The sequence below is a fragment of the uncultured Methanobrevibacter sp. genome, from assembly GCF_900314695.1.
Classification (GTDB): domain Archaea; phylum Methanobacteriota; class Methanobacteria; order Methanobacteriales; family Methanobacteriaceae; genus Methanocatella.
Map to the genome: position 1 here is coordinate 21093 of NZ_OMWD01000024.1, position 11273 is coordinate 32365.

Below are 11273 nucleotides of genomic sequence, written 5' to 3' on the forward strand. Positions count from 1 at the left end.
CCTAAATTTTTATTACAATTAATAAATTATCAACTATAGTATATAAATATTTTGGTATGCCTAAAGAAAAAAATAATATATTTCAATCAATAAAATAATTCTTATGATAGGCAATGATTGGGATTTGGCACTAAAGGAAGAATTTGAAAAGGACTATTTTTTAAAAATTAATGATTTCATCAATAAAGAATACGAAACAAAGACAATTTACCCTCCATATGATGAGATATTCAACGCATTTAAATTAACACCATTGAACGAGGTTAAAGTTGTTATTTTAGGTCAGGACCCTTATCATGAAAAGGGACAGGCCCATGGACTTGCATTTTCAACACCCTCTGGCCGTCCAAAACCAAGATCACTCAACAACATCTTTAAAGAAATCAATGCAGAATATGATTATCCCATTCCCGAATCAGGATGTTTGGAATCATGGGCAAACCAGGGTGTATTTTTACTCAATACAGTTTTGACAGTCGAAGAGGGTAATGCAAACTCCCACAGCAAATGTGGATGGCAAATTTTTACAGATAATGTGATAAAACTATTGGACTGTCAAACACAACCTATAGTATTTATGCTTTGGGGAAAACAGGCTGAAAAGAAAAAGGAATTGATAAAAAATCCAAATCATCTGGTTTTGATAACGTCTCATCCTTCGCCTTTTTCTGCAAGACGTGGATTTTTCGGTTCAAATCATTTTATAAAAGCTAATGAATTTTTAAAGCAGAATAATCTAAAAGAAATAAATTGGAGATTATGATTTAGCTCATAACTCCAAAGTTAATACCATTGCTTCCAACAGATACAAAGGAATGATGTCCCTTGTCATTTTGAGGGTAATCATATCTTTGAGATTCAATTGCATTTACAACCTTATAGTTGTTATATTCATTATTGAGAATGGAATAGAACTCTGTCTTGTTGTAATTTGACTTGTTTGCACTTTTCACCACTTCTTTAATTGTTGGTGTTATGTCGCTGCCTCTCCATGCGATATAATAGAACTCATCACCTGCTGAGAACCATAACTTGGAATTGTTTGCTCCGTCATTGCGGTCATATGTCATGAAGTGGATTGCATCGTGGCCTTCAACATTGACTTTTTTGATTTGGCTGTTGTGTTCCAGAAAATATCCATACAAATCCATTATTCTTGGATTGACATATCTTATTGTGAAAACGTCTATGTCCTCATCGAATTCGTACATATTGAAGTCGCTTGAATATGGATTTTTGTATTCCGGAGGAATCTTGAACTCCTCATATCCCACAATAGCTTCAGTCCAATTGGAGCTATCAAGTGCATTTACTGCATTAATTAAAAACATTAGAATAAAAATAAAAATCATGATTTTTTTAAGCATATTAATACTGTGTTTGATATTATTTAAATAGAAGTAGGGAAATTATTATTAAGGTTCAATTTCATTATCGTAATTTAAATCATTATTTTATATTTTGTAGTTCTCCTATCTCTGTCTTTTGAGTCCATATCAACCAAATCATAAACTAACGGGTTTGAAATAAGCATTTTCCAAATTTCATAAGTGACATTAATAAAGTTCTCATTGAGTTTTATATGATCCCGGATTATGGGACATTCATAAGGAAATTCAGTTTCATCTAAAACAAGATGAAATTCTCCATTTTTGGAGATATGTGGCACTAAAGGAAATGTTCTGCATTGAATCGGTCTGATTGACCTGTCGCATCTTGGCGGATTTTTGCATTTGACAAGATATATATTATCTTTCCATGAATGAGGATATCTGATTTCAGATGAATCCATATAGTATAGCTCAAAATCAGGGCTGTCTTCATACATTAGCTCTTCACCGGGAAGTAAGTATAAAACAAGCTCTTCAGTGTGTGTTTCATCAGCATCATAAACACAGCATACTTCACCACATAATTTCCCACAATCAAAATCGACAGGGGTTACCTCATCGAGTCTTTGATAAATCTTTTGAATTGTTCTTTTCATTTCTTGGGCTGTAATTTCCATGTTATCTAAATTATACATTTAATGTGAAATTAATTAAATTTTTTGAAAAATTATTTATATATGATTGGGATATATACTTTTAGGTGACTATAATGTTTAAACGGTTATCAATATTTTTAATTCTAACTATATTCCTGATGGGGTTTGTATCAGCTCAGGAAGTGTCTGATTTTAAATTTAACAGTGATTTTAAAGATGTTGGGGATGGAGTTTTTATTAAATACGGTCCAACAGGTCAAGCAGAACAAAGTATGGCTGTAGTTCCATTTTCCAAATCCGGTGGTGAGGATTACTTTAAAAATGATACTAAATACGGTTATTCTGTAAATAAATCAAAAAATCAAACTTATAATTTCGTTGATGAACCTTTAAAAGAGCAAGGAACCTGTGAAATAATCAAAGTTGACAATAAATATTTTATTGTAGAATCTTGGGAAAAAATTGGTGCTGAAAGCTCTTTTGAGGATACATTTAACAATGTCATGGAATTCAATAAGTTAAATAATGTTAAGCCATCTGTTGTATCAGGTGTTGTAAAATAAACCTTTTCCTTTATGTGATTTATTAGATATTTAGAATATATCTAATATAAATCATCTCTTGGAGGGTTTTGAATGAGTGATTCGGAGTTAACAAATACAGTAATAATAGACACCTTTGAATGTGATATCATCTCAAAGAAGTTGGCCGCAATTAACAATAAGGTCAGATTTTCAATTCTGGAAATTTTAAGGGATAACAGCAAGGAACCCTTATATTCCCGTGAAATAAATTCAATTCTTTTAAATAAGTATAACATTTCCATAACAGTTCAAATGCTGGGACAACACCTGAAGCAACTTGTTGAATCTGAGCTGATTCAGGAAGTCACTGTCAAAAAAGAGGTAGTCAATAAAGTGGGACAGAGAAATGTCAATGGATATTCCCTGAAGGATAATGCTTTTGAAGATCTGTTTTTGGAAATCTCATTCTTTTCTGATGAAATCTTGACATTCTTTGATTTGCACAAAATCAATCTTGGATTGGAGGATGGATATTGCATCATAACAATATTCAATGGGCCGGATAAGGGCAAAACATTCAAGGTTCACAAGGATGAAAGTATATTAATAGGCCGTAAAAGCAATTTCACTGATGAAGACTTCGAACTTCCTACTATTCTATTGGATAATGAATATGAAACAGTTTCAAATGTTTCAAAACCTCATTTAAAGGTATTCAATAAGGAAGACAAATGGTATGTTATTGATGGTGGAAGTTCAAACGGAACATTTATAAAAGATATTGAAATTCCAATCAATAAGGCTGTTGAAGTTAAAAATAACTCTTTCATTAAATTATCCCGAGGAAATGGCGGAGCGGTTATTCACGTTTCCTATTAGAATTTGGTGATGTTGTTGGAATTGGATGATATTAAACAATTGGTCGGCGAATTCTTCAATGGCCAATATGAAGTTAAAAAGTTTTTAGGCGAAGGATCCTTTGCCAAGGTTTATCTTGTAAAGCATAATTATCTTGAAGACCTACGGGCAATGAAAATCATCAAGGAACCTGTAAGTCCTGCAACAAACATCAAATCAGTATTCAAGGAAGTGATGCTTGCAACCAAATTGAGACATGAAAATATCATAAGCATATATGATGCGGGAATCATGTCAACATTCGGGCAAAATAAAAAAGATTTAGCTTTTTTTGTAATGGAGTATGTACAGGGTGGAGATTTGGAGCAATATCTGAATTCATTCATAAATTCAGATATTCTGATGCCTATAAATAAGGTGCTGAGTTTAATAAGGCAGATATTGATGGGTTTGAACACGCTTCACATGTCAAATCCTCCGATAATACACAGGGATTTGAAGCTTAAAAATATCCTGCTTACTTTTGATAACTGCGGCGAGATTGTCGTCAAGATTTCCGACTTTGGTTTTTCGAAGGAAGTTACAACTAAAATTTCAGATATTGACATAGTGGGTACAAGGCCATACATGGCACCTGAATGTTTTAAAAAGACAATATCTACCATGACAGATATTTATGCGGTTGGAGTTATCTTTTATCAGCTTTTGACAAATAAATTTCCCTGTGATATGGATATGTTTTCCATGGAAGACCTATTGGAATTGAAGCCTTGGAAAGAGCAATTCAAACCTCCGAGTTACCACAATAAAAATGTTTCAACAAATATTGATGAAATCGTAATGAAATGTCTTCAAATCAATCCGAAGGACAGGTATCAAAATGCTTCTGAACTGTTGGCTGATATTGAAATAGTCATCAATAATCTGGAACCTGCAGTTGATATGACTAACAGAACTGAAGCTATTGAGGATGATTATCATTATCTAATAAATAATTCTCTTACGAATGCTTTCCGATTGGCTAAAAGGGAAAACGGTTTGGATATGGCTATTGAAATTTTGGAAAATGAATTTCTGAATGATTATGAAATCCGCAAGCATTATGGCGAAACATTAAAGATGTGGAAATCTCCAAATCCTGATGTAAAACTGATTTCAAAAGCTTTTACAGTTAATCTCAGTGGAAAAAATTATTATTTGTCAATTGATTTGTTAAAAGAAGCAATAGCTTACAATCCTTCAATAAAAAATAAATTCAGTCATTATATTGATCTGTGGAAAATTTTCATTGAATTGTCAAAAGATGCCAACCTGATTAAGGCAGTCCTTTCACTGGAAGAGCTGATGGAAAAAAATAAGCATATTAAGCAGATGTATTCTCCAATCATAAATACTCTGAAAACTTATTCCGTTGAAGAGATTGTTGCACAGTCAAATCATCTGGTCAATCTGAATAATCTCATTGACGCATCCAATCTTATGGAGTTCGCTGTTGTTTTCGATTCGGATATCAGAGATTCTTATGAATATAAGTTATCTTTATGGAAACAGAATATGAATAATGAATTTAAGATATCCAACAAGTTCAAGGGCAATACTATTGATTATGCAATTGATTTGGGAACGACGGACTCCATTCTTTCATATTATAATGATGGAAATCCCATTATCGTCAAGAATTATCTGACTGGTGATGATTTCACGCCTTCGGCTGTCTTGATTGATGAGGATAACAATATTCATGTCGGTGAAGATGCTAAGAATGCAATGTGGGTTGATGATAAGAATGCGATTTCTGAGTTCAAGCATAATATGGGATTTTCCATTCCATTCAACTTTCAAAAATCTTCACGTATAATGCAGCCTGAAGAGCTATCTGCAGAAATTCTGAAGGATTTGAGAACTTCAGCATATAAACAATTAGGCGTAAACGTTGAACATGCAGTCATTTGTGTTCCTGCAAATTCTAACTACATTAAAACCAAAGCGATAAATGATGCCGCTGACCTTGCGGGATTGAGATCCCACAGTCTTTTGCTGGAACCTGTTGCCGTTTCAATAGCATATGATTTGAAGGAAAATAATTGGTTAATTTATGATTTGGGTGGAGGCACTTTCAGCATTTCCCTGATTAGATATTCTTCAGGTGAAATTGATAGTTTGGACAGCATCAGGCTAGATGATTTTGGTGGAAATGCTTTTGATTGGGCAATTGTAGATGATATTTTTGCACCAAAGATCGCCAAACAATTAAAACTGAAAGATTTCACACGAGATAATAAGAGATATAAAAGAATCTTTTCAAAGCTCAAGGTATTAGCCGAAAATTCTAAAAAAGAATTGTCAAAATATAGTAGTGCAGATATATTTATTCATAATCTTTTCAATGATTATGACTTTACTTATACTTTAACAAGAGATATGCTTGTGGAAATTATTGAGCCTTTAATCAAACCTACATTTAATTTAGTGCAAAAGCTATTAAATGATAACTCTCTTTCAAGCAGTGATATTGATAAGGTCATTCTTGTAGGTGGGTCATGCGTTAGTCCGATAGTTCAGGATTTGATCAATGAAAATTTGGACATGAGTCTGGAACATGGCATTAATCCACTTACCGTTGTTGCCAAAGGAGCATCAATATATGCTGGCATGCTTAAAAAGCCAAATGTTGACATTTCATCAAATCCATTTTCATTGATATTGAATATCCAGAAAGATTATGTCAGTGGAAGGGTTTTTACGATTGATGACAAATATTCGTTTCTCGGTTATTATGTTGAATTCATAGGTGATGAATACTCGACTGGTAAAGTTCCAATCAATCTTGACGGTACGTTTAAGGTACCTATTCGCCAGGGAGACTACGAAATAGTGATATATGACCACAATAGCAAGGTTGAAATCGATGAAAGGTCTCCTATTTTAGTTAAAAATGATAAAATGTTCATCAAGTTTTTTGACAATGCATTTTCATCCGATGGCGCCAACATATCTCAAATGTATATTCTGGATAAATACAGCTCTTTAATAAAATCAATTGATTATTTGAATGAATATTCATGTTCAATAAGAGGCATAGAAATCATAGATTATATAGACAGGTTAATTGAATTGGTTAAAATAGATAAAAGAGCAATGCAGTTGGCTTCAATATATCTTGATTATCTTGAAAACATGATAAAAAGGGAAAAGTTCAACTTGAACTTTTCAATGCTTTTGGAAAATGTGAAAAATAAGCTCGATATTGCCAAACGAGGAGAATTGTTTGAAACTGCTGATTTCAATAGATATCTGGACATTGCAGTAAATACAAATGACTTTGTGAAATTAGATGAGATTTACAATAATTTGATTAGAGAATATGTCAAATTAAATAAGGATGATGTAATCATTTCCAGCTTCTTCAATTTAAAAACTGAGGGTATTTATGATAAAAATAGGCAAGATTATGAAGATTTGTCTAAAAGAGCATCAATAGCTTTAGATTTCCACGATTATGATGACTTGGCAGTCATAGTCAGGGAATTATATGAAATAGATGAAAGGTTTGATAGGTGATATTCATGAAAGACGAAAAGAATTCTATAAAAGCAACAATCGTTTTAAATAAAAGCAATTCCGATGGATTTTTGGAGTATCCCTTTGACCTAAAGCAGGTTATGGAAGCATTGGATGAGCTTTCCAATGAATAACTTTTTTATATTTAATAATAAACTTTTTAAAGTTAAATTGAATAGCTATGAATATTTATGTTTATAAAAAAAATTTTTGTATAAAATATTTATAGTCTGATGAACAAATTAAATTTTAATTACTTTTAGACGTGTTTTTTTATGAAGTACAAAAGGAATAAATTTAAAATTAACAATGCAAGAATAAATATTATTTTTATATTGCTGTTTATTTCCAACATCATTCTTTATGTGGCGTTCCTAAACAATTTATATCATGATAGCAATTTCAATATTCCTTTTGAAACATTGAATAACATTCTTACTATGGTTTCTGCAATCATAATTTTAGGATTCATTTCGACAAGACTTCCCCAGTTTAGAAATTTGGGGGACAGCTCCATTTATGAAGTATGCTATCTGATTATCATTGGAATATTAAGCATGGTTATTTCCTATTTCAATAAGACATCGAATACTGAAATGTTCATTGCTCCTTATATGGAAATGTTCAAGGTATTATCGGTAATGCTGATATTCATGCTGATTGTAACCAAGACAAAGCCTTTTAAAAATATTATGAAAGGCAAAATTACAAGAAAAAATCAGATATTATGTCTAATCATTTTTTCCATTTTGGGCTGCATTGCTTCATTGTATCATGTATATGTCAATAACACTCCGGCAAACGTTAGAACTTTAATAATCATGATTGGGGGATTGTTTGGAGGACCTTTTGTAGGGATACCTTCAGGAATAATTGCGGGAATCTTCAGATTTTCACAGGGCGGTGTAACTGCATTTCCATGTGCCCTTTCAACTGTTTTATCAGGGATTGTAGGTAGTCTGATATATGTATGGAATGGTAAAAAAATTCTTAGAAGCCTACATTCAATATTGCTGATTTTTTATTTCATTGGATTTGAAATGCTTTTAATAGTAATATTAACTCCTAATAATATTTCTTTTCATTTTGTGGAAGACATTTATCCTTTGATGTTGTTTGCATCAGTGATGGGCATGGCGTTGTTTTTAATGATTGTCCAGGAACAGACTCAACCTAAAAAAGAAATTTCCTATGAAGAATTTAGAATAAATGAGATGGAAAATACCTTGGAAGAACATTTGGATAGAATTGAAGAGTTGGAAGAGGAAATAGATGATCTTAAAAACGAAAATTCAGATTAGTTTTGCAATTGTATACTCTCCGATATAATCAAAGAGTATTTCTGCCTTCTGCTCATTGTTCATTACATTTTTGATGTCACTTGCACTTTTCACTTCTTCGATTAGCGTGTAATCGCTGTTTGCAACATATCCTACAATAGATTCATCTTTCATGACAGCTATCGCATCAGGGTCATGCTCATTTTCAATGTCCTTAACCAGACTAACGATAATTCCACTTTCAGGAGTAAAGTTATAGAAACTGCAGCCTGTAATGATTATTAAAATGTCTGATGTATTGTTAATATATTCAATTTGATTTTCCAGTTCTTTTAATCTATCAAATTCTTTATAAGCTATCAAATATGCTTTTTGTGCTTCCACGAGGTCATTTAAACCTTCCAATATTTCCGCTTTTAAAAAATAAAATTCCGATGGGTCTTCACTTTCCCCAAGCACTTCCAATCCGCAATTGATCAATCTTAATGCCTTGTCATAATTGCCTTCTGGGAAAAATGAAAGTTTGCCCCAATTGTACAGTGAATTCGCTTTGTTAATCTTGATGTCTGATGATTCATTAATGTTTAATGCATTATCGAAGCATTCTATTGCCTTTTCATATTCCTTCAAGTTATCAAGAATGATTCCTTTAAGATTCCAATTGGAGTAATCATTGTCACTTTGAAGTATCTTGTTAATTTCCACCAATGCTTCATCATACTTCTGCTCCTTGATTAAATGCTCTACTTTAGAAGTTTTTGATACTTTAAAGGTGGCCTGGTAAGTTTTGTCATTTTGATTTTGCTTGTCAATGTCTGTATTGAGATATTCTCTATTGTCTGTCATTTAAATCAATTTCAATAGCTGTGCTTATCTATGAATTTGATTGATGTAATAGTTATATTTTTAGTATATTAAATCCTATTTTTAATCATGTCTTTAATTGATGTAATGTTTAAAAGGAGAAGTACAAGAAAATTCAATGATGAAAATATATCTAAGGATGAACTTGATTTGATTCTTAAGTCTGCTCTTTTAGCACCTACTTCAATGAACCGAAAGCCATGTAACTTCATGGTTGTTGAAAGAACTGAAACATTAAAGGAACTGTCTAAATCAAAAGACCATGGTGCAGATTTAATAGCTGGTGCAAATAAGGCTATTGTAGTTGTTGCGGATTCTATGGTTGCAGATACATGGATTGAGGATTCATCCATTGCATTGACTCATATGCATTTGATGGCAACAGAACTTGATATTGGAAGTTGTTGGGTCCAAATACACTTAAGAAGTAAAGACGGCAAGGATTCCGAAGAGGTTGTGAGGGATATCCTAAAAATCGATGGTCATTATAGAATTGTGGGCATTCTTGCCTTAGGTCACAGCGACAATATTCCAAAACCTCACGATGAAAGTGATTTGGATAAAAATAAGATACATTTTTTGGTATAGTTGATGGAGGAGATTAAATTATGGATTATGATGTTATTTATATTGGAAGCGGAAATGCCGCATGGCAGGGAGGCCGGTTTTTAAGAAAAGCAGGCCTTAAAATATTGATAGTCGAAGAAAGCCTATATGGAGGAACATGTGCTAACAGGGGATGTAACTCAAAAGCACTTCTCGATGCCCCATATGAAATAAAGGCTTTGGCAGATAACTTTGAAGGTGTTGGAAAAGCAGGTAACTTTGAAGTTGACTGGCCGGCATTAATGAAATTCAAAAGGAAAAGAATTGCAAATATGGCTCCATTTCTGGACGGCAAATTTGAAGAGTACGACCTTGATGTGGCTCATGGAAAGGGTGTTATTGTAGATGAACATACCGTAAAGGTCGGTGATGAAACATTCACTACAGATAAAATCGTTATAGCTACTGGATTGAAGCCTGTAATTCCTGATATCAAAGGAAAAGTGTTTCTACATGACAGCACTGACTATTTGGACATTGATGAGCTTCCGAAACATTCCATCATTATAGGTGCGGGATTTGTCGGTATGGAATTTGCATCAATCCTTGCCGAAGCAGGCCTTGAAGCAGATGTAATCATCAGAGGGGACATGGCATTAAAGTATTTCCATCAGCCTTATGTTCAAAGGGTAATTGAAATTCTTGAAGGAAAAAATATTCGCTTCCATTTCAATGAGCAGGTAAGCGAAATCATTAAGGATGACAGTGCAACAATTGAAAACCCCGAAGCAAAAGTTTTAAATCTCAAAAAGGCTTTGAATACGGATGATGAGCTAAGAGATCCTGAAGCCAAAATCGACAACAGGGCTTATGAAAATGCATTCACAGTAAAATGTGAAAGTGGCCTAACATTATGTGGAGATTATGTTGTTGCAGCTATTGGGCGAGAAGCCAATGTGGATGGAATAGGTCTTGAAAATGTTGGCCTTACAAGCACCAAACAGGGTATTAAGGTAAACGGACACCTTCAGACAGAAGTTCCAAACATTTATGCTTCAGGTGATGTTGCAGATACAGGCGTTGCAAAACTGGTTACCGTAGCTATACATCACTCAAAATACCTTGCAAAGGAATTGCTTGGTGAAGCCGATGAAATAACCTATCCTGTAGTTCCTGCCGTTGCATACACCATTCCCAGAATTGCCACTGTCGGTGTTCCAGCGTATGTTGCAGATGAAAGTGACGAATATGATGTCCACACAATCAGATACGGCAATTCATACTCTCTTGAACTTAAAAACGATACTACTGCAGAGGCAAAGGTCATCGTTGATAAGGATTTAAACATTGTCGGTGCTGAAATATATGCTGCAGACGCTGAAAATGTAGCGAACATGTTTGCATTTATCATTAACAAGAAAATAACTCTTGAAGAACTAGATTATATGATTTATGCATTCCCTTCAAGCAGTTCTGTATGTCTGTATAAATTGCACAATATTCACTATGACTTGTAGCATGGGTTTTCCCATGTATATTTTTTTTTAAAAAAAGGGCAATGTTGAAATCCTAGAATTTTTTTCACTTGAAATTTCACATCGATGTGATTTCTTGATGTGAAATTAGTATTTCTTTTATTAGCCGGATATATGT

At 33.2% G+C, this 11273-nt stretch carries 11 protein-coding genes; 8 read left to right on the forward strand and 3 right to left on the reverse strand.

All coding sequences use genetic code 11. The features are described 5' to 3' along the window. Window positions 1-103: 103 nt before the first annotated feature. Window positions 104-763 carry a uracil-DNA glycosylase gene (gene ung, locus QZN45_RS08460; RefSeq protein ID WP_292880809.1) on the forward strand — a complete coding sequence of 220 codons (660 nt, stop codon included), beginning with the start codon at window positions 104-106 and terminating at the stop codon, window positions 761-763. A gap of 1 nt (window position 764) precedes the next feature. Here the strand turns inward: ung and QZN45_RS08465 are convergent, their stop codons facing one another. Further along, window positions 765-1331, reverse strand: coding sequence for a hypothetical protein (locus QZN45_RS08465; protein WP_292607966.1), 567 nt, complete (start codon window positions 1329-1331; stop codon window positions 765-767). 110 nt (window positions 1332-1441) lie between these two features. After that, window positions 1442-2026, reverse strand: coding sequence for a hypothetical protein (locus tag QZN45_RS08470; RefSeq protein WP_296799943.1), 585 nt, complete (start codon window positions 2024-2026; stop codon window positions 1442-1444). Between the two features lie 74 nt (window positions 2027-2100). Between QZN45_RS08470 and QZN45_RS08475 the strand changes: the two genes are divergently transcribed. From QZN45_RS08475 to QZN45_RS08495, 5 genes are all read left to right on the forward strand, one after another. After that, complete coding sequence (locus QZN45_RS08475) at window positions 2101-2550, forward strand: hypothetical protein (RefSeq protein WP_292880815.1); 450 nt, start codon at window positions 2101-2103, stop codon at window positions 2548-2550. 72 nt (window positions 2551-2622) lie between these two features. After that, window positions 2623-3390: an FHA domain-containing protein gene (locus tag QZN45_RS08480; protein ID WP_292607107.1), complete on the forward strand. Its 768-nt coding sequence runs from the start codon at window positions 2623-2625 to the stop codon at window positions 3388-3390. Window positions 3391-3405: 15 nt separating this feature from the next. Then, window positions 3406-6930 (forward strand): Hsp70 family protein, encoded by a 3525-nt coding sequence (locus QZN45_RS08485; protein ID WP_292607104.1) that lies wholly within the window; start codon window positions 3406-3408, stop codon window positions 6928-6930. Between the two features lie 5 nt (window positions 6931-6935). Further along, window positions 6936-7064, forward strand: a complete 129-nt coding sequence (locus tag QZN45_RS08490) for a hypothetical protein (RefSeq protein ID WP_292607100.1) — start codon at window positions 6936-6938, stop codon at window positions 7062-7064. Between the two features lie 141 nt (window positions 7065-7205). Beyond that, entirely contained in the window at window positions 7206-8231 is a 1026-nt protein-coding gene (locus QZN45_RS08495; RefSeq protein ID WP_292607098.1) for a LytS/YhcK type 5TM receptor domain-containing protein, read from the forward strand. Here the strand turns inward: QZN45_RS08495 and QZN45_RS08500 are convergent. Beyond that, window positions 8223-9056, reverse strand: a complete 834-nt coding sequence (locus tag QZN45_RS08500) for a tetratricopeptide repeat protein (protein WP_292607096.1) — start codon at window positions 9054-9056, stop codon at window positions 8223-8225. The genes QZN45_RS08495 and QZN45_RS08500 overlap by 9 nt on opposite strands. A gap of 87 nt (window positions 9057-9143) precedes the next feature. Here QZN45_RS08500 and QZN45_RS08505 point away from each other — a divergent pair, with 87 nt between their 5' ends. Together QZN45_RS08505 and QZN45_RS08510 are read left to right on the forward strand one after the other, a co-directional pair. Further along, window positions 9144-9662 carry a nitroreductase family protein gene (locus tag QZN45_RS08505; protein ID WP_292607094.1) on the forward strand — a complete coding sequence of 173 codons (519 nt, stop codon included), beginning with the start codon at window positions 9144-9146 and terminating at the stop codon, window positions 9660-9662. 20 nt (window positions 9663-9682) lie between these two features. Further along, on the forward strand, window positions 9683-11137 hold the full coding sequence (locus QZN45_RS08510) for an NAD(P)/FAD-dependent oxidoreductase (protein WP_292607091.1): 1455 nt from the start codon (window positions 9683-9685) through the stop codon (window positions 11135-11137). The last annotated feature ends 136 nt before the right edge of the window (window positions 11138-11273 follow it).